This is a genomic window from Amycolatopsis sp. WAC 01375, assembly GCF_003947325.1.
Taxonomy (GTDB): domain Bacteria; phylum Actinomycetota; class Actinomycetes; order Mycobacteriales; family Pseudonocardiaceae; genus Amycolatopsis.
Genome location: NZ_QHHW01000027.1, coordinates 1 through 22562, shown reverse-complemented (window position 1 = coordinate 22562; position 22562 = coordinate 1). Strand labels below are relative to the sequence as shown.

25 protein-coding genes and 1 pseudogene are annotated in these 22562 nt (G+C 69.2%); 13 read left to right on the top strand and 13 right to left on the bottom strand.

Features of this window, described 5'->3' with window-relative positions; genetic code table 11:
- Window positions 1-91: 91 nt before the first annotated feature.
- The 3 genes from DL991_RS16755 to rimP are packed head-to-tail and all read right to left on the bottom strand — an operon-like array spanning window position 92 to window position 1994.
- Window positions 92-394 carry a YlxR family protein gene (locus DL991_RS16755; protein ID WP_091597421.1) on the bottom strand — a complete coding sequence of 101 codons (303 nt, stop codon included), beginning with the start codon at window positions 392-394 and terminating at the stop codon, window positions 92-94.
- A 23-nt stretch (window positions 395-417) separates the two neighbouring features.
- Window positions 418-1458, bottom strand: coding sequence for a transcription termination factor NusA (gene nusA / locus DL991_RS16750; RefSeq protein ID WP_125785251.1), 1041 nt, complete (start codon window positions 1456-1458; stop codon window positions 418-420).
- On the bottom strand, window positions 1455-1994 hold the full coding sequence (gene rimP, locus DL991_RS16745) for a ribosome maturation factor RimP (protein WP_125785250.1): 540 nt from the start codon (window positions 1992-1994) through the stop codon (window positions 1455-1457). The genes nusA and rimP overlap by 4 nt, the downstream gene beginning before the upstream one ends.
- Window positions 1995-2129: 135 nt before the next feature.
- On the opposite strand from rimP, the gene DL991_RS16740 reads away from it, so the two are divergent.
- Window positions 2130-3068, top strand: coding sequence for a ferritin-like domain-containing protein (locus tag DL991_RS16740; protein ID WP_199753978.1), 939 nt, complete (start codon window positions 2130-2132; stop codon window positions 3066-3068).
- 131 nt (window positions 3069-3199) lie between these two features.
- Here DL991_RS16740 and DL991_RS16735 read toward each other — a convergent pair whose 3' ends face one another.
- The 5 genes from DL991_RS16735 to DL991_RS16715 all read right to left on the bottom strand — a co-directional run bounded on the left by DL991_RS16735 (window position 3200) and on the right by DL991_RS16715 (window position 7861).
- A complete protein-coding gene (locus tag DL991_RS16735) occupies window positions 3200-3820 on the bottom strand; it encodes a hypothetical protein (RefSeq protein ID WP_125785249.1) in 621 nt (206 codons plus the stop codon).
- Window positions 3821-3908: 88 nt separating this feature from the next.
- The gene (locus DL991_RS16730; RefSeq protein ID WP_125785248.1) at window positions 3909-4928 is read right to left on the bottom strand and encodes an aminotransferase class V-fold PLP-dependent enzyme; all 1020 of its coding nucleotides are present in this window, start codon (window positions 4926-4928) and stop codon (window positions 3909-3911) included.
- Window positions 4929-4938: 10 nt separating this feature from the next.
- Window positions 4939-5700, bottom strand: a complete 762-nt coding sequence (locus DL991_RS16725; RefSeq protein WP_125785247.1) for an isocitrate lyase/phosphoenolpyruvate mutase family protein — start codon at window positions 5698-5700, stop codon at window positions 4939-4941.
- A gap of 146 nt (window positions 5701-5846) precedes the next feature.
- Entirely contained in the window at window positions 5847-7352 is a 1506-nt protein-coding gene (locus DL991_RS16720) for a PH domain-containing protein (protein WP_125785246.1), read from the bottom strand.
- Window positions 7349-7861 (bottom strand): PH domain-containing protein, encoded by a 513-nt coding sequence (locus DL991_RS16715; protein WP_125785245.1) that lies wholly within the window; start codon window positions 7859-7861, stop codon window positions 7349-7351. Before DL991_RS16715 ends, DL991_RS16720 begins: the two co-directional genes overlap by 4 nt.
- A gap of 84 nt (window positions 7862-7945) precedes the next feature.
- On the opposite strand from DL991_RS16715, the gene DL991_RS16710 reads away from it, so the two are divergent.
- A complete protein-coding gene (locus tag DL991_RS16710; protein WP_125785244.1) occupies window positions 7946-8581 on the top strand; it encodes a TetR/AcrR family transcriptional regulator in 636 nt (211 codons plus the stop codon).
- Here DL991_RS16710 and DL991_RS16705 read toward each other — a convergent pair.
- Genes DL991_RS16705 through DL991_RS16690 form a run of 4 tightly spaced genes read right to left on the bottom strand, consistent with a single transcriptional unit; the run spans window position 8566 to window position 11858 of the window.
- Entirely contained in the window at window positions 8566-8928 is a 363-nt protein-coding gene (locus tag DL991_RS16705; protein WP_005166650.1) for a helix-turn-helix domain-containing protein, read from the bottom strand. The two genes, DL991_RS16710 and DL991_RS16705, sit on opposite strands and share 16 nt — an antisense overlap.
- Window positions 8929-8963: 35 nt before the next feature.
- Window positions 8964-9545 (bottom strand): TetR/AcrR family transcriptional regulator, encoded by a 582-nt coding sequence (locus tag DL991_RS16700; RefSeq protein WP_125785503.1) that lies wholly within the window; start codon window positions 9543-9545, stop codon window positions 8964-8966.
- A 51-nt stretch (window positions 9546-9596) separates the two neighbouring features.
- Window positions 9597-10034 (bottom strand): SRPBCC family protein, encoded by a 438-nt coding sequence (locus tag DL991_RS16695; RefSeq protein WP_125785243.1) that lies wholly within the window; start codon window positions 10032-10034, stop codon window positions 9597-9599.
- A gap of 30 nt (window positions 10035-10064) precedes the next feature.
- Window positions 10065-11858 (bottom strand): CocE/NonD family hydrolase, encoded by a 1794-nt coding sequence (locus DL991_RS16690; protein ID WP_125785242.1) that lies wholly within the window; start codon window positions 11856-11858, stop codon window positions 10065-10067.
- 73 nt (window positions 11859-11931) lie between these two features.
- Between DL991_RS16690 and DL991_RS16685 the strand changes: the two genes are divergently transcribed.
- The 10 genes from DL991_RS16685 (at window position 11932) to DL991_RS16645 (ending at window position 20563) form a co-directional block, all read left to right on the top strand.
- Window positions 11932-12300 (top strand): hypothetical protein, encoded by a 369-nt coding sequence (locus tag DL991_RS16685; RefSeq protein ID WP_125785241.1) that lies wholly within the window; start codon window positions 11932-11934, stop codon window positions 12298-12300.
- Window positions 12297-12461 (top strand): hypothetical protein, encoded by a 165-nt coding sequence (locus DL991_RS42940; RefSeq protein WP_199753977.1) that lies wholly within the window; start codon window positions 12297-12299, stop codon window positions 12459-12461. The genes DL991_RS16685 and DL991_RS42940 overlap by 4 nt, the downstream gene beginning before the upstream one ends.
- 12 nt (window positions 12462-12473) lie before the next feature.
- On the top strand, window positions 12474-13163 hold the full coding sequence (locus DL991_RS16680; protein WP_125785240.1) for a response regulator transcription factor: 690 nt from the start codon (window positions 12474-12476) through the stop codon (window positions 13161-13163).
- Complete coding sequence (locus tag DL991_RS16675) at window positions 13160-14524, top strand: cell wall metabolism sensor histidine kinase WalK (RefSeq protein WP_125785239.1); 1365 nt, start codon at window positions 13160-13162, stop codon at window positions 14522-14524. The genes DL991_RS16680 and DL991_RS16675 overlap by 4 nt, the downstream gene beginning before the upstream one ends.
- 41 nt (window positions 14525-14565) lie before the next feature.
- Entirely contained in the window at window positions 14566-15474 is a 909-nt protein-coding gene (locus DL991_RS16670) for a LysR family transcriptional regulator (protein WP_125785238.1), read from the top strand.
- Window positions 15475-15773: 299 nt separating this feature from the next.
- Window positions 15774-16931 (top strand): CaiB/BaiF CoA-transferase family protein, encoded by a 1158-nt coding sequence (locus tag DL991_RS16665; protein WP_125785237.1) that lies wholly within the window; start codon window positions 15774-15776, stop codon window positions 16929-16931.
- A 9-nt stretch (window positions 16932-16940) separates the two neighbouring features.
- Complete coding sequence (locus tag DL991_RS16660) at window positions 16941-17708, top strand: crotonase/enoyl-CoA hydratase family protein (protein ID WP_125785236.1); 768 nt, start codon at window positions 16941-16943, stop codon at window positions 17706-17708.
- A 1-nt stretch (window position 17709) separates the two neighbouring features.
- Window positions 17710-18456 carry an acetoacetate decarboxylase gene (locus tag DL991_RS16655; RefSeq protein ID WP_125785235.1) on the top strand — a complete coding sequence of 249 codons (747 nt, stop codon included), beginning with the start codon at window positions 17710-17712 and terminating at the stop codon, window positions 18454-18456.
- The gene (locus tag DL991_RS16650; RefSeq protein WP_125785234.1) at window positions 18453-19391 is read left to right on the top strand and encodes a 3-hydroxyacyl-CoA dehydrogenase NAD-binding domain-containing protein; all 939 of its coding nucleotides are present in this window, start codon (window positions 18453-18455) and stop codon (window positions 19389-19391) included. Before DL991_RS16655 ends, DL991_RS16650 begins: the two co-directional genes overlap by 4 nt.
- A 2-nt stretch (window positions 19392-19393) precedes the next feature.
- The gene (locus DL991_RS16645) at window positions 19394-20563 is read left to right on the top strand and encodes an acyl-CoA dehydrogenase family protein (RefSeq protein ID WP_125785233.1); all 1170 of its coding nucleotides are present in this window, start codon (window positions 19394-19396) and stop codon (window positions 20561-20563) included.
- Window positions 20564-20632: 69 nt separating this feature from the next.
- On the opposite strand, the gene DL991_RS16640 is transcribed toward DL991_RS16645, so the two are convergent.
- Window positions 20633-21949: a neutral zinc metallopeptidase gene (locus tag DL991_RS16640; RefSeq protein WP_233598876.1), complete on the bottom strand. Its 1317-nt coding sequence runs from the start codon at window positions 21947-21949 to the stop codon at window positions 20633-20635.
- A 350-nt stretch (window positions 21950-22299) separates the two neighbouring features.
- Here DL991_RS16640 and DL991_RS16635 point away from each other — a divergent pair.
- A pseudogene (locus DL991_RS16635) lies at window positions 22300-22562 on the top strand (HNH endonuclease); the annotation flags it as partial.

Here is a 22562-nt window from a genome sequence, read left to right as displayed (position 1 = left end):
TCGCGCGTTCATTGATTCAGCTTCACGGCTGACTCATGACGGGTCGACCTGCTTCCTGATTCCATCCGGCACCGGGGATGTCCCGGCGCCCTTAGCCTTCGGCGTGCCGCTCCAGGCGTTCGTGGACACCCTGGGCGTCGAGCGACCCTGGAACACGAAGTGCTCGGGGGAACGCCCTGCGCCGCTCGGCCTTGGCCAGACAGTCCGGCACGGGGTGCAACCAGGCACCCCGGCCCGGCAACCGCCGACGTTCGTCGACGATCAACCGACCGTCCGCCGCGACCACTCGCAGCAACTCGCCGATCAAGGCCCGCTTACGGCAACCCACACAGGTGCGGACCGGGGTTTCCCGGTCATGCTGGAGGTCGGTTCCCGGCCGCGGGCTCTGAACCACTTGTAAGTCTACCGCTTCGACCTTCACTCAGCCGAACCGGTTGCCGCGGCGGGCCGCGGCTGCCCGGCGTGCGCTTCGTCACCCTGGTCAGGGGCGGCGTCGCTGCGGATGTCGATACGCCAGCCGGTGAGGCGGGCGGCGAGGCGGGCGTTCTGCCCTTCCTTGCCGATCGCGAGCGAAAGCTGGTAGTCCGGGACGACGACGCGAGCGGTCTTGGCCCGCTCGTCGACGACCCGTACGGAGATAACCTTCGCGGGCGACAACGCATTCCCGACGAACTTCGCCGGGTCCTCGGAGAAGTCGATGATGTCGATCTTCTCGCCCGCCAGTTCGCTCATCACGTTGCGCACCCGCGCGCCGACCGGGCCGATGCAGGCACCCTTGGCGTTGACGCCGGGCACCGTCGAGCGGACCGCGATCTTGGTGCGGTGCCCGGGTTCCCGCGCGACGGCGGCGATCTCGACCGTGCCGTCGGCGATCTCGGGGACCTCCAGGGCGAACAGCTTGTGCACCAGCTTCGGGTGCGAACGCGACAACGTGATCTGCGGACCGCGGTTGCCACGCGAGACGGTGACGACGTAGGCCTTGATCCGGTCGCCGTGCTCGTAGGTCTCGCCGGGCACCTGCTCGATCGCGGGCAGCACGCCCTCGATGTCGCCCACCTGGATGATGACCATGCCGCGGGCGTTGGCGCGGGCGTCACGCTGCACCACGCCGGCGACGATCTCGTTCTCCTTGGCGGAGAACTCGCCGAAGGTCTTCTCGTGCTCGGCGTCGCGCAGACGCTGCAGGATGACCTGGCGCGCGGTGGTCGCGGCGATCCGCCCGAAGCCTTCGGGGGTGTCGTCCCATTCCTCGTCGGTCTGGCCGTCCGGGGTGAGGGTGTGCGCGAGGACGCGGACCAGTCCGCTCTTGCGGTCGATGTCGATCCTGGCGTGCGGCTGGTGGCCCTCGGTGTGCTTGTACGCGGTGAGCAACGCGGTTTCGATCGCTTCGATCACCGTCTCGAAGGGGATGTCCTTGTCCCGTTCGATCGCGCGCAGCGCTGCGATGTCGACGTTCACTTCGGCTCCTCCTTCGGCTCCGTGGTGGCGGCGTTCAGGGCCGACGCATCGTTTTCCAACAGTTTCAGGTCCTCGGCAGGTGGTTGCTTGAATTCGATCTCGATGACCGCTTTGGCCACCGAGGCGTAGGGGACGTCCCGGATCTCGCCGTCGACGAGCACGCGCGCGGACTTCTCCCCCGCGTGACCGACACGGCCGATGAAGGCGGCGCCTTCGGCCGGGGTGATCTTGACGAGGCGGAACTTCGCGCGCCGCCAGTGCCGCCGCACGGTCAGCGGCCGATCGAGGCCGGGCGACGTGACCTCGAGCGTGTACGCACTCGCGATCACGTGCTCGTTCTCGTCGAGCGCGGCGGAAACAGCCCGGCTGACGCTCGCCACCTCGTCCAGCCCGACGCCGTCGTCCCCGTCGACGACGACCTTGACCAGCTGACGGCGGCCTGCCTGCTGGACCTCGAAGGAATCGAGGTCGAAACCCGCGGCCTTGACGGCTTCGGCCACGATGGGCTCCAGCCTGCTGGCGAGGTCGTTGGGCACGGTGGAGCGCTCCTGTTCGGCTGTGGGCGACCCGGCGGTGTGGATCCGGGTTCGGTAGTGGTCCAGCTTATCCGGTCACCCCCGCGTGACGCGCGAGCGGCGGCCCCGCACGGGGTACTGGCAGGATGGGGCGGCGTGACCGGAAGATCGACAGAGCCCACCTCGCCGAGCCGTCGCACTTTCCTGCGGATGGGAGCGCTGGCCGTGGTGGCCGTGCCGCTGGCCTCCGCCTGCTCCCCCGGCTTCGACGAAACCCCCGATCCGCTGGGCCCGTTGCTGCGTGCGGCGGAGACCGACGCGGCGGGCGCGAAGGCGTTGCCAGGCGCCGAGGGCGAAGCGGTCGCGACGGCGCGGGCCGCCCACGCGACGGCGCTCAAGACCGAGGTGGACCGGCTCAACCGGCCGAAACCGGAGCAGCAGGGCCCGGCGGAGAACCCGCCGTCGTCGGTGGACGGCCTCAAGGAACGGCTCGCGCAGGCCCGCAAGCAGGCCGAAGGTCTCGTGCCTGCACTGCCGCGCTACCGCGCCGGGATGGTCGCCTCGATCGCGGCGGGCTGCGCGGCGCTGCAACAGAGCTCGGACAAACTCGGCCGGGGCGACGACGCCGGACCCGTCGAGGTGCCTGCCGGAGTCCAGCTCGGCGGGGAGACGACGGAAGCCGTCCAGCAGGCGCTGGCCGCCGAACACGCGGCGGTCTGGGTGTACGGGCTGGTCAGCGCGTACCTGCCGGCCGCCTTCACCGGCGCGGTGAGCCGCGGCACGGCCGAGCACGTCAAGCGGCGGAACGTCTGCGAGCGGATGCTTTCCGCCGCCGGGCAGACCCCCACCGGACCCGAGGCCGCGTACGTGCCGCCGAGGCCGGTGACCGAGGCGAACTCGGCGATGGAACTGGTGGCGACGGCCGAATCGGACGCGGCGGCGGCCTGGCTCGGCGTGATCGACCGGACCGACGACGCGGCTCTGCGGACGACGGCGCTGAACGCGCTGATCGGCTCGGCGCGGCGAGGGACCGCTTGGCGGGCCGAGTTCGGTGCGAAGCCGGTGGCGATCGCGATGCCGGGCCAGTCGGCTTAACGGCCTTCGCGCCACTTCGGTCCCCATCGCACCGCTTCGGTCCCATCGCGCGCGCTATGAAGGACTCCTTCATAGCAAAATTTGCAATGAAGGAGTCCTTCATAGCGTTCGTGCGGGCGTGACGGGACCGGTCAGCGGCGCAAGTCACCCGAGAGCCGCAGGGCGTCGGTCGCGATCCGCTCCAGCATCGCCTTGTCGGTCTGCTTGTTGTAGAAACCGGCCAGCACGATGGCCACCTCGGGTCCGGTGACGTGGGAGTCGTAGGCCGCGTCCTGTCCGGAGATCTTCGGGGCGCCCTGTGCCTTGAAGGTGCCGTCGCGCACCAGGTCGGACACGTTGCCCGTGCCGTCCTTGTCGGTGAGCGCCTTGAGCTGGGTCGCGGTGACCTCGCCGGGCATGGTGACGAGGACGACCGACACCAGCGCCTTCTTCCCTCCGGTCTCCGTTGTGTAGAGCGCCCGCGACAGCCGCTTGCACGGCGTCTGCGTGAAGAACCCCTTGGTGTCGCCGTAGGCCTTGCTCGCGCAGTCGGTGGTGACCTGCGGGCCTTCGACCAGCGTGTACTGGAACTGGCCACTCTTCGTCGGCGTGTCCGCGACCGGGGTCGGCTCGGGCTCGTGCCGGATCAGCCACCAGAGCAGCGCGGAAACGACCGCGATGGCGACCAACCCGGCGCCTTTCAGCGCCAGGCCCTTGGTGTCCCTCGACGGCGACGGCGCGGACGGCGGCCCGCCCGGCCCTGCCGGTCGCACCGGCTGAAGCCGGGCCGTTTCCGTCGGTCCCGGGGTAAATTGCGCACCAACCACGGGAACATACGGTAGTTCACGCCGCTCCGGCGGTTCACCTGAACGTGCTTATCACCCGTTCGACGTCGTCAGCCGTGTTGTAGAGATGGAACCCGAAACGCTGCCTTCCGGCCCGGGTACCGGCCACGATGCCCGCTTCCTTCACCCGGGCGGCGTCGGCGTCGAGCGAGACGATCGCGCTCCCCTGACCGGGTGAGCCGAGCGCTTCGAGGAGTGAGTCGGCGAGGCCGACGCAGTGCGCGCGGACGGCCTCGAGGTCGAGGGAGCCGAGGTAGTCCAGGGAGACGGCGGCGCCGACGAACGAGAGCCAGGCCGGGGACAGGTCGAGCGACCGGGTGCCCTCCGCGAGTCGCAGCGGGAGGCCGTAGACGGTCTGCCAGCGGTCCTCCCCCGCGTACCAGTTCGCGGCGACCGGCACGGCCCGCTCCAGCACCCGCGGATGCGCGGCCAGCCACGCCGCCCCGCGCGGCGCGAGCAGCCACTTGTACCCCGCGGCGACCACCCAGTCGGCCCAGCCGAGGTCGAGCGGCTGCCAGCCGGCGGCCTGGGTGGCGTCGAGCAGGACCGCCGCACCCGCCGCCTCGGCCGCGGCGCGAAGCGCGCCGAGATCGATCCGGGCGCCGTCCGCCGACTGGACGACGCTGACCGCGACGAGGTCGTGCCCCTCGACGCGTTCGGTCAGCTCGGTCAACGGGACTTCGGTGACCTTCACCCCGCGGTGCGCCTGAGCCGCGAACGGGAAGGTGACGCTCGTGAAGTCGTTCCCGGCGACCAGCACACTGGCGCCGTCGGGCAGTCCGGCCGCCACGTTCGCGATCAGCTGCGAAACCGACGCCCCGATCGCGACCCGCTCCGCCGGAACCCCGATCAGCGCGCCGAACCCGGCCCGGGTCCGCGCGACGGGCTCGTCGAAGTCCGCCGGGCGGGCCTCGCCGCGCCGCCACCGCTCGACCGCCTCGGCCACCGCGTCGGCCGCGTGCGACGGCGGGATGCCGATACTGGGCGTGTTCAGATAACCGGGCGGGACGGCGAATTCGGCTCCGAAGGTCTGCATGCTCCCGAGATTAATGAGATTCCGGGAGCAGGGCCGCGACGTCGCCGTAGGACGGCGGGGTCAGCGGGAGTTCGCCGCCGTCGCGGATGGCCGTCACCGTGCGCAGTGTGGCGGCCAGCGCCATCCGGTACGGCAGCGATCCGAGGCTGATCCGTGCGACGCCGAGTTCCGCCGCTCCCGCGACGGTGACCTTGCCGGGGACGAACAGCAGGTTCAGCGGTTTCGCGACGGCCTTCACCAACCGCTCGACGTCCGCGGGTTCGGCGAGCCCCGGCGCGAACACTCCGTCGGCTCCAGCGTCCACATAGGACCGGCAACGTTCGATCGCGGTGCCGATGTCGGGCTCCCCCAGCCAATGCGTGTCCGTCCGCGCGTTGACGAAGAGATCCGGAGCGTGCTCCTTCGCAGCCGCGATCTTGGCCGCGTGCCGCGCAGGGTCGCCGAGGGCGTCTTCGAGGTTGATGCCCGCGACACCGGCTTCGGCGAGTTCCGCGGCGAGCGCGCCGACCTCGCCCGGGTCGTCGCTGAACCCGTCCGCGAGGTCGACGCTGATCAGCACGTCGAGCTCGGCGAGCCGCCGCGCGAGCCGGACGGTGGCGTCCTTGGAGGACGGTGCGCCGTCCGGCTCGCCCTCGGCGGCGGAAACCCCGAGGCTGGTCGTGCCGAGCGCCGGGAAGCCTTGCGCGGCCAAGAAAGCGGCCGTACCGAACTCCCAGACGTTCGGCAGGAGCAGCGGGGATCCGGGGACGTGGAGTGCGGCGAATGCGGTCATGGCACGACGGTAGCGAGCGGACGCTTCGGCGGCGGCCGACGTGTCCGGCCTGCCGCGCGGGAAGTCCGTGAAGGCCTCCTTCCCTACTTTGAGGGTAGGGAAGGAGGCCTTCACGGACCTGCGCTACGGCGCGGCGAGCCGGCCCGTCAGACCCGTTCCAGGAAAGGCGTCAGCAGGTCCGGCACGGACTCCTCGGCGAACAGCAGCCCCTGCTCCTCCCCTGCGTCGTACACCGCGTACGCCCCGCCTCCGGCGGCCGTGGTCGCCACGACGGTCAGCAAACCCTTGCGCCGCTGGAAGATCGACTGTTTCACCGTCCACCCGATCACGCCTTCGCGTTCCAGGGCGAATGTGCTCCGCCGCACCGTCCCGTGCCGTCCGACGAGGTAACGCCCGGTGATCCCGTGTCCGAGGTTGCGGTAGGCGTCCAGCGCCAGCAGCACCGAAACCGGCAGCAGCACGACACCGAGCGCGGCGCCGATCACCAGCAGGACGTCGGTCAGCAGGAGGCCGAGGATCGCGAAGATCGCCAGCAGGGCCACCACCGAACCGATCCACCAGCGCAGCAGCCGTCCCCGCGCGGCGCGCGGATGTCCGGTGAGCCGGACGGCTTCGGTCGGCGAGACGGGTTCACGCAGCACCGTCGCGGCGACCCGGTTGGCGATCGCGACGGGCGCGGCCGGCAGAAGCGTGTGGTAGTCGGTCTTGTCCTTGTCGTCGCTCTGCCGCATGCCGGTGGCGATCGCGTCGACGCGCGCCGCGCCGGAGATCCGGTTCCCGAGCGGCTCGACGAGGTCGATGCCGCGCATCCGGCGTTCCTCGATCGAGATCGAGCGCGTGGTGAACAGCCCGCGGCGTACCCGCAGTGTGCCGCCGGATTCGCGGTCGAGCCGGTAGTTCCACCACATTTCGATCCACAGGCCCAGCGCGCCGAGCACGCCGACGACCATCGCGATCGCCAGCAGGATCAGGATCGCCGCCACCAGCGGAATCCCGCGGAAGAGGCCGATCACCCAGTCGATCAGACCTTTCTGCAGGCCCGCCCATTCGGAGATCTGCATGAGGCCACCACCCGCCGCGAGGCCGAGCGTCGGGGTCAGGAACGACATCGGCGCGTAGCGGATCCAGCCCCGGTCCAGTTCGGCGAGCGGCGCGTCCTCGTCGGTCTCCGTGGTTTCCGCGCGGCGCAGCAGCTCCGCGCGCAGTCGCTCGGCCTCGGCGCGCGAGACGGGGTTGAGCTTGATCCGGCCCTGTCCGCCCGATTCGTGCGAGCCGGTGCCGATGGTCACCACCGCGACGCCGAACAGGCGATGCAGCGGGTTGGCCGTCAGGTCGACGTTGCGGATCCGTTCGCGCTGCAGGGATTTCCTCGAGCGGAAGACCAGGGTGAACGCCGTCTCCAGCCGGTCCGGCGTGAGCCGGTACCGCACTCCTTTCCAATAGAACAGCTCCGCCAGTACGCCGCCGCCGATGACGACCACTCCGCCGGCGACGACCCAGGCGAGGGCGACCCAGAGCCTCGCGCCGCCGCCCACGATCGCGAGCGTGGTCGGGATCGCGGCACCGACGGCCACGCCTGCCATCATCAGCGCGGTGACGGCGAGCGTGCGTTTGTCGAGTGTGCTCCAGCCCTCGAACTCGCCCGAGGTCATGTCGCGTCCCCCGGCGTCGCCTGCGTCGTTTCGGTGAGCTGCTCCGCCAGGCTCGCGGCCAGCTCGTGGTCGAGCCCGCGGATCTTGACCGCGCCCCGCGCCGAGGCCGTGGTGACCGTGACGGTCGCGAGCTTGAACACCTGCTGTAACGGCCCGCGCAGGGTGTCCACGGTCTGGATCCGCGACATCGGCGCGACCCGCCACTCCTGCCAGAAGAACCCGGAGCGCGCGTACACCGCCGTCTCCGTGACTTCCCAGCGATGCACCTTGAACCACCACAGCGGCATCGCGATCACCCAGACCAGCCCCAGCGCCGCGAACACCGCCGCCGGTGTCAGCAGCCAGAACCGCGCGGGCGTGATGAGCAGCCCGAGCACCACCAGTACCACCACCGGCGTACCCCAGAAAAGCGTTCCCTGCAGCCGCCACCAGCCGACGACCCGCTGATCCAGCGCGTTCCGCGGCGGCCTCAACCGCACCTTCCCCCGTTCGGCTTCCACCGAGTTCACCCCCGAGATCGTTTACAATGCGATCGCATCGTAATAGCATGCGACCGTAGTGGCAATGCGATCGCATTGCAAACAGCGGAACGGATGGTGAAGGTGCCGAAGCAGGTGGATCACGCCGCGCGGCGGGCGGAGATCGCCGAGGCGCTGACACGGCTGACGGCCACACGAGGCCTCGAGGGAGTCAGCCTCCGGCACGTCGCCGCCGAAGCGGGCATGTCGATGGGCTTGGTGCAGCACTATTTCAGGACCAAGGACGAGATGCTGCTGTTCGCCGTCGAACGCCGCTCACAGGTGTACGAAGCGCGCATCAAAGCCCAGCTGGAAGCCGGCGAACTGCCGTCGACGCCGAAGGCCATCATCCGCGCGATCCTGACCGAGATCCTGCCGCTCGACGAGCGCAGGCGCGGCGACTGGCTGATGGGCGTCGCGTTCTTCATCCGGGCGATCTCGGATCCCGCCTTCGCGGCCGCGTTCACCGACGGCGTCCCCCAGCTGTTCGACCTGCTCGCCCTCCTGATCCGGCAGGGACAGGACGCGGGCGAGGTCGACAAGTCCGCCGACCCGATGCACGAGTCCGCGATCCTCTGGGCGCTCGCCGATTCGCAGGGCACCAACATCGTGATGAAGCACCGCACCCCGGACGAGGCGCTGTCCACTGTGGACTACTACCTCGACCGGCTGTTCGGTTCTGCTCCCGATGCCGGTCAGGCGGTGAGCTGACCGTCGTAGCTCTTGCGCGCGTCGAGCACTTCGCCCATGTGGACGCGGGCCCACTTGTCGAGCATGTCGAGCGGTTCGGCGAGGTTGCGCCCGAGCTCGGTCAGCTCGTACTCGACGTGCGGAGGGATCTCCGGGTACGCGGTGCGCGTCAGGATGCCGTCGCGGACGAGGCTGCGCAGCGTCTGGGTGAGGACCTTCTGCGAGATGCCGCGCACGCGTTTGCCGATCTCGGTGAACCGGAGCGGGCCGTCACCGAGCACGCCGACGATCAGCACGGTCCACTGATCGCCGATGCGGTCGAGCAGCGCGCGGGTGGGACAGTCGGGGTCGTACGGGTTTCCGAGCACGTGACCTCCTCACTCTCCCCGGGAGAGTAACATGCCTAACGAGAGGGAGCGGGCTGCATCAGCGCCTCGAACAGCAGGATCAGATGACGGCGGCCGCGTTCCCACCGCGCCTCCAGTTCGGTCTGGTCGCGGGTCGCCCAGCTGGCGATGAGGATGCCGCGGACGACGTCCATCGCCGTGTACACCGCGTGCAGGAACTCCGGATGCGCCGCGTGGTCCGGCAGCAGCGCCTTGCCGAACTCGACCAGGCTGCTGGTCGCGATCGGCTCGACCACGGCCATCTGGGCGCGCAGTTCCGCGTCGGTCCGCGACGCCACCCACAGCTCCACGGTCGCCGAGAAGACCGGCCCCTGATGCATCTCCCACATCAGCTGCAACGCGTCGCCGACCGGGTCGGACGACGCCTTGAGCCGGTCGATCTCCGCCATCGCGACCTCGGTGCGCCTGGCCGCGAGATGCCGGATCGCGGAGGTGACGAGGTCGGTCTTGGTCGGGAAGTGATGCACCTGCGCGCCGCGGGTCACCCCGGCGCGATCAGCGACGCGGGTGGTCGTGGTGCCCGCGTAGCCGTACTCGACGAGGCAGTCGATCGTGGCGTCGAGCAGCCTGACGCGCATCGCGGCGCTGCGTTCCTCCTGCGTGCGTCGTGGTGCGGCCATGCGCCTACTTTATGGTGCGCCGCGCGAGGCGCGCGCCACGAGGCTCTCGACCATGCGCCCGAGGAAGTGGCCGAGGAAGCGGCGATAGAACCAGCCGGTGCCGGGGATCTTCGCGGTGAACGTGGAATGCCAGTGGACGTCGGTGCCGTTCCGCTCGGCGGTGAGGTCGACGTAGGCGCGGTAATCGCGCAGCGGGAGCCCCTTCTTGAGGGTGTAGCCGAAGCGCTTGCCTGGTTCGAGCGCGATGATCTCTTCACAGCTGTTGACGCCGTTGGTGCTGAAGACGCCGACGGCGCCGAGACCGTTCTCATCACCCTTTTCGAGCAGCTGGAACGAGCCCATGGGTGACCAGTCGGGCCAGCGCTCGCGGTCTACGAGGAGGGCGTAGACCGCTTCGGGACTCGCGCTCGTGTGGCCGTGGACGGATATGCGCTGGATTTTCGCCATACGTGCTCCTTGACTCGCGCAAGCAGGTGACTAATTGCGGCCGACGACCGGCACCGACAGTGAAGTCCCGCCCAGCTCGAAGGTCACCTTGGCACCGGTCGCGGGCAGCGCGGGGTCGAACATGTCCCCGTCGGTCCCGCCCAGTACGAGCGCGAGCCGATGCCCCGCCGGGACGACGTGGTCGAGGCTGCTCAGCCGGAACGTCATCGTGTACGCCTTACCCGGTACGAGCGGTTCGCCCCGCCACAGTGACCGGTGGTGGCCGAGGTCGGCCCAGCCGGTGGCCACGATCCGTTTGTCCACAGTGGTCAGGTCCGCGACGGTGTCGAGGAAGCACCCCGTGTCCGCGGTGGTGCCCGCGCCCCAGCAGGAGCGGGTCTCCGAGTTCTCGATGCCCAGCGCGGGGAACTTCGTGTCGCGCACGGTCGCGGGACCGTAGTCGACCAGCACCGCGCCGAGCCGCGCGCCCGGCTTGTCCGAACGGGCGGTCACCGTCACGGTGGCGGTCCCGGCGATCCGCGTGTCGGCGCGCACCGGCTCACCGGTGAAGACCAGACGGTCCGGACGCGCTTGCGACGGGGTCTCGACCCACTGCGACGCCCCGCGCGCCGGGTCGTCGGTCACCGAAGCCGTACCACTTCCCGGGCGGCTCGTCAGCCCGCCCGACACCGAAGGCCACAACTCGCGCGACTTCGTGGCGAGCGGCCAGCGGCGTTCGTCGGCCCAGCGGTCCGGCGTGTGCTCGATCCGGATCGCGGGTTCGGTCTCGACGCCGTTGCGGACGCCGAGCAGCCACCGGTCGAACCAGCGGTGCAGTGTCCGCACGAACAGCGATCGGTCGAGGTCGAACGGGTCGACGTGCGCCGCCTGGTGCAGCCACGCCTTACGCGGCACGCCATGCGCGTTCAGGGCCTCCCACCACGGCCCGAACTGGATCGGGTTGACGTTGACGTCGTGGAAGCCCATCGACGCGAAAACGCTTGCGCGCATGTCGCCGGTCTTCGCCACGTAGTCGAGGCCGCGCCAGTATTCGTTGAAGTTCCCGTCGGTCCCCGCGCGCCGCGCGTTGTCCTCCTCGAACGGACGGCACAGCTTCTCGGCGCGTTCGTTGTACAGGCCGGGGCCGCCGGCCCAGCCGAAGTAGGCGCCATGGGAGTTGTGGACCTCGTAGTAGGAACTGACCCCGGCGATCGGCACGATGGTCTTCAGGCCCTCGATCCCGGACGCCGCCATCCCGATCGCCGTGGCCCCGTCCTGCGACTTCCCGATCGCGCCGACCGACCCGTTCGCCCAGCCCGCGCGGACCCGCTCGGGCCCGAACGGCGTGCGGAACGCGTTCGCGCGCCCGTTGAGCCAGTTCACGACGCCGTTGCCGGACGCGACGTCGTCGAAGCACCCGGAGGAGCGATTGGTGCCCCCGACGTCGACCAGCACGACGGCGTACCCGCGCGGGACGAAGTAGTTGTCGTAGAAGAGCGGGAACTGCGACGGCGTGCCATCGGGCAGGTACGTCTTCGGCTGGCGCTCGTTGCCGCGCCCGATCTTTTCGAAGTACGGGCTGACGTCCATGATCACCGGAACGCGGTGCCCGCGCGCGGCCGGTTCGGCCGGACGGATGATGTCCGCGGCGACTCGGTCGACCTGGCCGTCGCGGTCGAGGTCCTGGCCGGTCTCCACCCAGGCGGTCTCCCGGATGGCCTTCTCGTAGGAGAACACCGGCTCACTGACGCCGTCGCGCAGGACGAACGCGGGCGTCGCGATCGCGGGTGCGGCGGTGAGCAGCAGCATCGCCACGACGGTGGCGGTCACACTCTTGAGCCCCATCGACCGAGTATCGCTTACAAAACCCGAACATCGTCCCCACAATTCTCGTATCCGGCCGCGCGACGCTCTTCGCATGCTGAAACACACCATCGCCGTCTGCCTGACCGCGGCCGGTCTCACTGCCCTCGCCCCCGCCGCCTCGGCACAGGCCCCGATCACCCTGAGCCCCGAGGAGTCGCAGCAACTGTGCGCCGAATGGCTGCCCAAGCTCACCCAGCGCACCGCGAAGCTCACCGAACGCATCAACGGCGGCCCCGAGATCCGCGGGTCCGTGGCGAATCTCAAGGCCAGGGCCGAGAACCAGCGCAAGAAGGGCCACAACGACACCGCCGACAGGCTCCAGAAGCGGGCCGACACCCGCGGCGGACGGCTTCCCGAACTCGCCGCGGCGAAGCAGAAGCTGGACGCGTTCACGGGCGCGCACTGCAAGGCGGGCAAGTGAAGCGGCTCCTTGCCGCGTCCCTCACCGCGTTCGCGCTGTTCGGCGTGGCCGCCTGCACCGAGGGAAAGCCTGCTTCGAGCCCGGCGCCGGGTGAGCTGAGCGACGTCCAGCGGACCCTCGACGCGATCGAGCAGGACATGGCAGGCGACCCCACCCCGTGACAGGATCGGCCGGTGACGACGCAACCGGGACGCGGGCTGGTACTGGTCGTCGAGGACGACCCCGCGATCGCCGAACTCGCTTCGCTGTACTTGCGGCGGGACGGGTTCGGCGTCCACGTGGAGGCGGAAGGCGGTGCCGCGCTCGCCACGATCCGGCGGCTGCGGCCGGTCGCGATCGTCCTCGACATCGGACTGTCCGGAATGGACGGTATCGAGATCTGCCGGACCCTGCGCGCGGACGGCGACTGGACGCCGGTGCTGTTCGTGACGGCCCGCGACGACGAACTGGATCGCTTGCTGGGCCTGGAGATCGGCGCGGACGACTACCTGACGAAACCGTTCAGCCCGCGTGAACTCTCGGCCAGGGTCCGGACCGTCCTGCGTCGCGCCGCCGGAGCACCGTCGCCTGCCGAGACCTACACGGCGGGCGGCGTCCGCATCGACGTCACCCAGCGCCGCGTCTGGGCCGCCGACACCGAGATCGCGCTGACGTCGACCGAATTCGAGCTGCTCACCCATCTGGTGCGGCGACCCGGTCAGGTGTTCAGCCGCGAGCAGCTGCTCAGCTCGGTCTGGGGTTACGCGGCGTCGGCGGGCACGCGGACCGTCGACGTCCACATCGCCCAGCTGCGCGGGAAACTGGGTGCCCACAGTCCGATCAGGACGGTCCGTGGCATCGGTTACGCGGCGGACGCCGGATGAAACGGACGTCGCTCGCGTTGCGGATCACCGTGGTGTGCCTCGCGATCGCCGCGGTCGCGGTGGTGGTCGCCGGCCTGGTCGCGGCGCGGCTCGTCCGCACGGCCGGGGTCGAGGTGCTCCGGCAGTCGCTCTCGGCGCAGGCCGATGTGGTCGCGAGCCAGCTCGACGAGACCGGGATCGGCAAACGGCTCGCCGTCGGCAAGGTTGCGGAAGTCGTTCGCGGGCAAGGGATCGACGTCGTCGTCCGCCGCCCGAACGGGACGCTCGGCGGTGCCGGGACGGTCGCGGCGATCGCCGCTTCGAAAGCGGGATTGACGCGCGCCGGTTCGGACACGGTGCTCGTCGAAGGACGGCAGTACCTCGTCGAAGTCCGCACCGTGGGCGCGAAGGGCGCCGCGTTCGCGCTCGTCCAATCGACGAAGATCGGCGAGGCGCGCGGACAGCTGCTGGTGCGCAACATCGTGCTCGCGCTCGGCGCCGGGCTGGCGGTCGCCGCGGTCGCGGGGCTGGTGCTGAGCCGGATGCTGTCGCGGCCGCTGCGCCGGGCCGCGTCGGTGGCGAACGGGATGCGGTCCGGACGCCGTGACCTGCGCGTCCCGGTCGAAGGCCCGACCGAGGTCGCGGACGTGGCGCGATCGGTCAACGAACTGGCCGACGCCCTGCAGTACAGCGAGGCGCGGCAACGCGAGTTCCTGCTTTCGGTTTCGCACGAACTGCGGACGCCACTGACCGCGGTCACCGGATTCGCCGAGGCGATCGGCGACGGCGTGGCCGAAGGCGAGGACGCGCGCCGCGCCGGGCAGACCATCCATCGCGAGGCCGTCCGGCTGGAACGCCTGGTCAGCGACCTGCTGGAGCTGGCGAGGCTCGGCGCCGACGAGTTCCGCCTCGACCCGGTCCGGCTCGATCTCGCCGCGTTGGTCGACGAATGCGCCGACGTCTGGCGGCTGCGGTGCGAACGGCAGGATGTCACGCTGCTGGTCGAACGGCCTGCCGGTGAGGTCCCGGTCATCGCCGATCCGCGACGGCTTCGCCAGGTCGTCGACGGGCTGGCCGAGAACGCGCTGCGCGTGACCCCGGCGGGCGCGCCGATCGTGTTCTCCCTGGTGACCGCCGAGGGGCAGGCCTGGCTGGCGGTGCGCGACGGCGGCCCCGGGCTGGCGCCGGAGGACTATCCGGTCGCGTTCGACCGCGGCGTGCTGAACCGGCGGTACCGCGACAGCCGTCCGGTCGGTTCGGGGATCGGGCTCGCGCTGGCGTACGGCCTGGTCACCCGGATGGGCGGAACGCTGACGGCGGGTCCGGCGCCGGAAGGCGGAGCCGCGTTCACCGTGGCCCTGCGGCTAGGCCGTGCCCGGTGAGACCGCGAGCGGGCTCACCGGGCACGGCCTAGGGTGAACGAGTGGAGATGTTGCACCTGCGGTACTTCGTGGCCGTCGCCGAGGAACTGAACTTCTCCCAGGCGGCCCGCAGACTGCATATGGCCGCCTCCCCGCTGAGCCAGCGCATCAAGGATCTCGAACACGAACTCGGCCACCGGCTGTTCGACCGCAGCACGCATCACGTCACGCTCACCGCGGCGGGCTCCGCGCTGCTGCCCATCGCGCGGGACGTCCTCGAACAGGTCAACGCGATCCCCTGGCGACTGCGGGAAGCGGTGAAACCCCGGCGGAGCACCGTGTTCATCGGCATGCCCGCCGGTGTGCACCCCGCCTTGCGCGAACGCGTCAAACAGCTCGAAGAGCGCAGCCACGACAGCTTCGAACTCAAACGCTGGCCGGGGACGACACCCGATCTGGTCGCCGCGGTGCACGAGGGCAAACTGGCGTTGTCGCTGGTCCGGATGCCGGTCACCGATCCCGCGCTGGAGATCGTCCCGGTGCAGGTGGAGCGGCTCGGCGCCGTCGTCCCGGCCGACCGGTTCGCCGGGCGGGAGACCATCACCATCGCCGAATTGAGTGATCTGTCCTACATCCCGTCCGCCTCGGAAAGCATTCCGGCCTATTCGGACGATATGGACCACACGTTGTCGAAGGCGGGCATCAAGAAAAGGCTCAAAGTCGGCGGAACCGAATATTCGGGCATTTCCGAATTGGTGGCGAACGGTTCCTCGTTCTCGATCACGATGCTCGACCCGGCCAGCCCGATGCATCTGTTCCTTGTCGACGGCGCCACCATCCTCCCGTTCTCGGATTTCCGCCCCCGGCTGGAGACCGCGTTGGTGTGGCGCCGCGACCGCGCCGCGGAGGGCGACCTCGCCGGACTGGTCGAGGCGGCCCGCGAGATCTTCGCCGAACCGCTTTCGACCTGACGCCGGCCGCGTCCGGAACCTCTGCGAGAGCCGGCCACGCCCTGAGTGTCCACAAAGGACGCTTTCGCGCGATAGGATGTCTGGTCGATGCCTATATGCGCGGTTTCGCATGGGGGTCATGAGTGGCAATGAGGGTTAGAACCCTCATTGCCACTCACGACCGCCGCGACCCCGGCCAATTCGAGCAAAGAATGGTATGACCACCATGGTCATACCATTCTTCGTTTCTTGATCATTCCCTTTCCCGCTATTCGCACCTAACTTCGGTTGTAGAGCGAACAACGGCGAAGGGAAGCAAAGTGACACAAACCGCTACCGGACCGCTGGACGGTGTTCGCGTGATCGACCTCTCGACGGTGGTCATGGGCCCGTACGCCGCGCAGATCCTCGGCGACCTCGGTGCCGACGTGATCAAGATCGAGTCCCCGGCCGACACCGTCCGGGTCGGCAAGTTCCGCACGACACCGGGGATGACGCCGCTCAACCTGAACGTGAACCGCAACAAGCGCAGCGTCGCCCTCAACCTGAAGGACGAGGAGCAGCGCGAGCAGGCGCTCAAGCTGATCGACACCGCCGACGTACTGATCACCAACATGCGTCCCGGCGCGCTGAGCAGGCTCGGCATGAACTACGCCGACGTCGCCGCGCGCAACCCCGGCCTGGTCTACGCCCACGCGCAGGGCTTCCGCAGCGACTCCGACCGCGCGGGCCACGCCGCCTACGACGAGACCGTGCAGGCGTCGTCCGGCCTGGTCGACGTCGCGAACCGCGCACTGGGCAGGCCGGTGTACCTGCCGACGATCATCGGCGACAAGGTGTCCTCCCTGACCATCGCCTACACCGTGCTCGCCGCGCTGGTGCACCGCGACCGGACCGGCGAGGGCCAGCGCGTCGAGATCCCGATGACCGACACGCTGATCGCGTTCAACCTGGTCGAGCACCTGGCCGGGCACGTTTTCGAGCCCGCGGAGAGCCCGACCGGCTTCGGCCCGTCGCTGAACCCCGGTCACCAGGCCGTGCACACCAAGGACGGGATGGCCTGCGTGATCCCCTACAACCCGCAGAACTTCCGCGACTTCTTCCACGCGGCCGGGCGGCCGGAACTGGCCGAGGATCCCCGGGTCAACGGGGACGCCATCGACGGCACAGACCACGAAGCGCTGGCCGGGATGATCGCGGAATGCGCCCCGGCGCTGACCACCGAACAGTGGACCGAGGTCTGCGCGAAGCACAGCATCCCGATGGCCCCGGTCCTGGAACTGGACACCGCGCAGGACGACGACTACGTCCGCGACGGTCACCTGCTCGACGTCGTCGAGCACCCGAGTGAGGGCGCGATCCGCACCATCGGCATCCCGGTGAAGTTCTCCGCCACGCCGGGTTCCGTGCGGCGCCTGGCTCCCCTACCGGGTCAGGACACCGAAGACGTCCTGCGTGAACTCGCCACCACTCGCTGAGGAAGAACCATGAGCACCAACGAAGTACGGACCGAAAGGGTCGGCGGCACGCTGCTGATCACGATCGACCGGCCGCGAGCCCGCAACGCGGTGAACGCCGCCGTCGCCGCCGGTCTGGCCGAAGCACTCGACCTCCTGGAAACCGATCCCGGCCTGCGGGCCGGAGTCCTGACCGGCGCGGACGGCTCGTTCAGTGCCGGTATGGACCTCAAGGCGGCGCTGAAAGGCGAGTCGCCCGAGGTCCCCGGCCGCGGGTTCGGCGGGCTGACCGAGGCCGAGCTGTCGAAGCCGCTGATCGCGGCGGTCGAAGGCTGGGCGATGGGCGGCGGGTTCGAGCTGGCACTGGGCTGCGACCTGGTCGTCGCCGCCGAAGACGCCAAGTTCGGGCTGCCCGAGGTGAAACGTGGGCTGATCGCCGCCGGAGGTGGCGTGATCCGGTTGCCGAAGCGGATCCCGCACCACCTGGCGATGGAGTTCCTGCTCACCGGCGAGCCGATCGGCGCCGAACGCGCCGGAAGCCTCGGACTGGTGAACCGGGTCGTCCCGAGCGGTGAGGCGGCCGCTGTCGCGCTGCAACTGGCCGAACAAGTCGCCGCCAATGCTCCCCTGGCGCTGGCCCTGGTCAAGAAGATCGTCCGCGCCGCCGACGGAGTCCCCGACGCGCAAGCGTTTGCCACCCAGCGCGCGGAGCTCCCGGCGTTGATGAAGTCGGCCGACGTCCGCGAGGGCATACGGGCCTTCGCCGAACGCCGCGCTCCACAGTGGACAGGTGAGTGAGATGAAGCAGCAAGAAGTCCTCCGGCATGTGACCACTCCGCTCACGAACCCGGCGTACGCGCCCGTGGTGCCCCGGTTCACGAATCGCGAATACCTGAACATCGTCTACCGCACCGACGCCGACGCCCTGCGCGCCGTCGTGCCGGAGCCGTTGGAGATCGACGAGCCGCTGGTGCGGTTCGAGGTGATGAAGATGGGTGACGTCAGCGGCTACGGGCCCTACACCGAGTCCGGACAGGCGATCCCGGTGAGCTTCGAGGGTGAGCGTGGCGAGTACCTGCACGCGATGTACCTCGACAACTTCCCGGCCACCGCGTCCGGCCGGGAGATCAGCGCCTACCCGAAGACCATCGGATCGCCGAGCTTGTTCGCCGAGAACGGCGCGCTCGTCGGAACGCTCGACTACGGCAGTCAGCGCGTCGCGACCGCGACCATGGGCTACAAGCACCACCGGCTGGACGTGGCCGAGGCCGAAGCGCAGATCACCGTGCCGACGTTCATGCTCAAGACCATCCCGGACTACGACGGTTCGCCCCGGGTCTTCGAACTGGTCCGCACCGAGATCACCGACGTGGTGGTCAAGGAGGCGTGGACCGGGCCGGCGCGGTTGCAACTGTTCCAGCACGTGCTGGCCCCGCTCGCCGATCTCCCGGTGCTGGAGGTCGTTTCGGCGAGCCACATCCTCACCGACCTGACACTCGCCCCGGTCAAGCCGGTCTTCGACTACTTGAAGGGAGCACGGTCATGACTTTCCGGAACGCCGCGGTGATCGGCGCGGGCACCATCGGCCTGTCGTGGACGGCGTTGTTCGCCGCGCACGACATGGAGGTCCTGGTCTCGGACCCGCGGCCGGATCTCGCCGACGTCGTCGCCGGCGCACTGGAGACGTTCGCCCCGCATCTCGGCCGGGACGCCGCGGAACTCGCCCCACGCGTCCGCCTCGCCGCTGATGTCTCCGAAGCCGTCCGGAACGCGGATGTCGTGCAGGAGAACGGACCCGAGAACGTCGAGTTCAAGAAGGAACTGTTCGCGACCTTGGTCCGCGAAACACCGTCTCACGCGCTGCTTCTCAGCTCGTCGTCCGCGATCCCCTCGACGGCTTTCGCTTCGGAGCTGGAGGACGCGTCGCGAGTCCTGATCGGACACCCGTTCAACCCGCCGCACCTGATCCCGCTGGTCGAGGTCGTACCCGGTGAGCGCACCAGCGCCGAGTCGGTGGACCGCGCCGTCGAGTTCTACCGGTTCGTCGGCCGCACCCCGGTGGTGGAGCGCAAGGAGATCCCCGGCTTCGTCGGCAACCGGCTGCAGAACGCGCTGAGCCGCGAGGCGATCTACCTGGTGGAACAGGGCGTCGTGTCACCGTCCGAACTGGACGCGGTGATGACGAACTCGCTCGGCATCCGCTGGTCCACCGTCGGGCCGTTCCTCGGCTCGCATCTGGGCGGCGGCCCCGGCGGCTACCGGCACATGGCCGAGCACATCGGTAAGTCGATGAAGAAGATGTGGGCGGGCCTCGGTCAGCCCTCGCAGAGCCCCGAAGAACAGGAACGGCTCATCGAAGCCGTGGAATCCGCTTACGGCTCCTCCACGTACTCGGAACTCGCCGAGGCGCGCGACCGCAAGCAGCTCGCGGTGCTGTCCGCTTTGGACAGTGCCGTCAGTACCCGCAAGGAGGAGAACTGAAAATGACCGCCGACTTCTACGACTACGAGGACCTGCTGCCGGAGGAGGAGCGTAAGCTGCTGCTCAAGACGCGTGACTTCATGCGCGCCGAGGTCAAGCCGCTGGTGAACGAGTACTGGGCCAAGGGCGAGTTCCCGCACGAGCTCGTCGGCAAGTTCCGCGAGCTCGGTGTCGCCGGGCTGCCCTACGAGGGCTACGGCGAGCACCTCCCGGCCACCAGCCACCTGCTCAGCGGCATGATGGCGATGGAGATGACCCGCACGGACCCGTCGGTGGCCACCTTCTTCGGCGTCCACAACGGACTCGCGATGTACAGCATCTACTCGGGCGGCGACCAGGAACAGCGCGATCGCTGGCTCCCGTCGATGGCGGCGATGGACAAGATCGGCGCCTTCGCGATGACCGAGCCGCTCGGCGGGTCCGACGTCGCGGGCGGCATGCGGACGACGGCGCGACGTGAGGGCGACACCTGGATCCTCAACGGTGCCAAGAAGTGGATCGGCAACGCGACCTTCGCCGACCTGGTCATCGTGTGGGCCCGCGACGAGGAAGACAACCACGTCAAGGGTTTCGTCGTCGAGAAGGACTCGCCCGGATTCGTCCCGGTCAAGATCGAGAACAAGTTCGCCTTCCGGATCGTGGAGAACGCGGAGATCACCCTGACCGACGTCCGGGTGCCGGAGGCCAACCGGCTGCAGGGCATCGATTCTTTCCGCGACGTCGCCGAAATCCTGCGCGCGACCCGTGGCGGCGTGGCCTGGCAGGCGCTGGGCGTGATGATCGGCGCCTACGAACTCGCGCTGGACTACGCCAAGGAGCGCGAGCAGTTCGGCCGTCCGATCGCGCGGTTCCAGCTGGTGCAGGACCTGCTCGTGAAGAGCCTCGGCAACATCACGGCTTCGTGGGGCATGCTGGTGCAGCTCGCCCGCTTGCAGGACGCCGGAATCTTCAAGGACGAGCACTCGTCGCTGGCGAAGGCGTTCGTGACCTCGCGGATGCGGGAGGTCGTCGCCTGGGGCCGGGAGATCTTCGGCGGCAACGGGATCGTGCTGGACAACGACATCATGCGGTTCTTCACCGACGCCGAGGCGATCTACTCGTTCGAAGGCACCCGGGAGATGAACACGCTGATCGTCGGAAAGGCCATCACCGGCCAGAGCGCTTTCGTGTGACCTGACCGCCTGTCCGTGAAGGCCTCCTTGAGGGACTCTGGGTCCCTCAAGGAGGCCTTCACGGACTTGCTAGCGGTATTTGTCACCGCAGGTGCTTTGGCTTCCGGAGGAAAAGCCGTCACGGAAGGCGGCGACCCTGGCGAAGCCCGCCGGAAGTGTCCGGCCCCGGACGTCCGCGGCGATCAGGCTGTTCCGCGTCAGCATCTCGGCGATGGCCTCGTCGAGGTCGCCCGGTGCCAACGTGAGCGCCCCGCCGTCCACGATGGTCGACGCCCAGAAACCGGTGAGACAGGCCGTCCGCTGCGCGGCCACCGGACCGTCGAGCCGGAAGCCGCCCTCCTGCTGGACCGCGAGCGTGTAGCGCGACGCGACCTCCGCGAACGCGGCGAAGTCACCGATGCCGCCCTGCCGTCCCCTGCGCGGCGGGGTGCCGATCCGGACCAGGCCGTCGAGGTCGAGGTTGATCTGGTTGGACTCCGAGCAGTACGACGCGAGCGCGTCCTCCGCCGTCACACCGCAGGCCGCTCCGGTGGTGAGTGCCGGCGGGGCGGCCGCGAGGCGGAACGCCTGCCGCAAACTGGTGGTGAGGTCGGCCAAGGCCTGACGGTCGTCGAGACGGACGTTCTCCGCCGCCCGCTCGTTCGTCGCGGCCGCGCCTTGTGTGCTCCGGCCTTCGATCTCGCGCTCGTCGATCTTGGCGCACCGGGCGGGCCCGTCGGTGAAGCCGAACTGGAACGCGGACACCCGATCGAACGCGTTGCCGTGCGCGCTGTCGTCGTCGAAAGCCACGCCGGCGGAGTCACGGATCTGGAACAGCGCCGTGAGCACCTCGTTGAGCCCGCGGCCGGTGGAGACCTGGAACATCGGCGACTTGCCCTCGGCGACCCAACGGAGGTACGAGCCGGTGTAACAATCGGCCTGCTGCTCCTTGACGATCGACGGCGTCGCGGCAGGCAGCCCCAGCCGGAACTGGACGGCGTGGCCGATCTCGTGGGCGAGCACGGCCATGACCGCCGCCTGCCCGATGGAGTCGTTGAGCATCGGCAGCAACTCCCCGCGGTCCCACGCGACGACGTCCTGCCCGGCACAGTAGAAGGCGTTCACCAACCCGGCCGTCGAGATGCCGCAGATCTTCCGGCCGCGACCGGCCGAGTCGTACGAGACGAGGGTGGCCAGCGGCCGGAAGTCGCGCTTGAACACCGCGGGCAGATACTCCCGCCAGTACCGCTGGACGTCGGCGACCGCGTTGGCCGCGAGCCTGTCGGTCTCCCCGCCGTCACCACCGTCGACGGGGAGACCGGCGTCGAGCACGCCGGGCTTGAGACCGCTGGGGCCGTCGGTGATCTCGAGACCGGCGACCAGGGTGGGGTCCACCGGTTGCGCCACTCCGCCCACGGTCGCCGTGCAAGCGGTGAGGCAGAGGCTCAGCAGAATCGTCCAGGCAGGCCGACACTTCATCGCACGATCCCCCGTCTCGCGTGGTTTCCGACGTCGTCTACACGGACAGCGGTTCGGTGCGGTTCAAAAGAATCTTGGGGCAGGTTCGGGGTGGCCGGTCGGGTGACCTTCGCGGTGGCCTTCGCAAGTAGGCGACTACTTGCTTCTTCGGCCTGCGCTCGTTCACCGTCCTTTGAACAAGACATGCACTCAAATCACCCGTCAGTGGTAAATGTGCTCGTTCATTGTTGCTTAAAATTACGAACGCCTGTTCGATTGCTTTGCGGTATTCTTGAGGGGTGTCCGAGACTTTCCTTCCTGAGTTGCCGCAGGGGTTGTGGCGTGCCGGCAAGCTGGAGCTTGCTCATGGTGTGCAGCAGTCGTTGCAGGTGATCAGGATGGCTACCGTCGGGTTGGGGCGGTATTTGGCGGAGGTCGAGTCTCGGGGTGTCAAAGACTTGTATGGCTATGGCCGTACGGCGAACTGGTTCGCTGATGTGGCGGGGTTGTCGGTGGGTGAGGCGCGTGCGGTGGTGAATCGCGCGATCGCGTTGAACCCGAC

What these genes read in the sequence shown, in the direction of transcription:
- DL991_RS16645 (WP_125785233.1), top strand. Translation starts at nt 19,394, where the DNA reads ATGACCGCCGACTTCTACGACTACGAGGACCTGCTGCCGGAGGAGGAG.
- DL991_RS16685 (WP_125785241.1), top strand. Translation starts at nt 11,932, where the DNA reads ATGCTGAAACACACCATCGCCGTCTGCCTGACCGCGGCCGGTCTCACT.
- DL991_RS16655 (WP_125785235.1), top strand. Translation starts at nt 17,710, where the DNA reads ATGAAGCAGCAAGAAGTCCTCCGGCATGTGACCACTCCGCTCACGAAC.
- DL991_RS16725 (WP_125785247.1), bottom strand. Translation starts at nt 5,700, where the DNA reads ATGACCGCATTCGCCGCACTCCACGTCCCCGGATCCCCGCTGCTCCTG.
- DL991_RS16700 (WP_125785503.1), bottom strand. Translation starts at nt 9,545, where the DNA reads ATGCGCGTCAGGCTGCTCGACGCCACGATCGACTGCCTCGTCGAGTAC.
- DL991_RS16650 (WP_125785234.1), top strand. Translation starts at nt 18,453, where the DNA reads ATGACTTTCCGGAACGCCGCGGTGATCGGCGCGGGCACCATCGGCCTG.
- DL991_RS16710 (WP_125785244.1), top strand. Translation starts at nt 7,946, where the DNA reads ATGGTGAAGGTGCCGAAGCAGGTGGATCACGCCGCGCGGCGGGCGGAG.
- DL991_RS16695 (WP_125785243.1), bottom strand. Translation starts at nt 10,034, where the DNA reads ATGGCGAAAATCCAGCGCATATCCGTCCACGGCCACACGAGCGCGAGT.
- DL991_RS16660 (WP_125785236.1), top strand. Translation starts at nt 16,941, where the DNA reads ATGAGCACCAACGAAGTACGGACCGAAAGGGTCGGCGGCACGCTGCTG.
- DL991_RS16690 (WP_125785242.1), bottom strand. Translation starts at nt 11,858, where the DNA reads ATGGGGCTCAAGAGTGTGACCGCCACCGTCGTGGCGATGCTGCTGCTC.
- DL991_RS16730 (WP_125785248.1), bottom strand. Translation starts at nt 4,928, where the DNA reads ATGCAGACCTTCGGAGCCGAATTCGCCGTCCCGCCCGGTTATCTGAAC.
- DL991_RS16720 (WP_125785246.1), bottom strand. Translation starts at nt 7,352, where the DNA reads ATGACCTCGGGCGAGTTCGAGGGCTGGAGCACACTCGACAAACGCACG.
- DL991_RS16675 (WP_125785239.1), top strand. Translation starts at nt 13,160, where the DNA reads ATGAAACGGACGTCGCTCGCGTTGCGGATCACCGTGGTGTGCCTCGCG.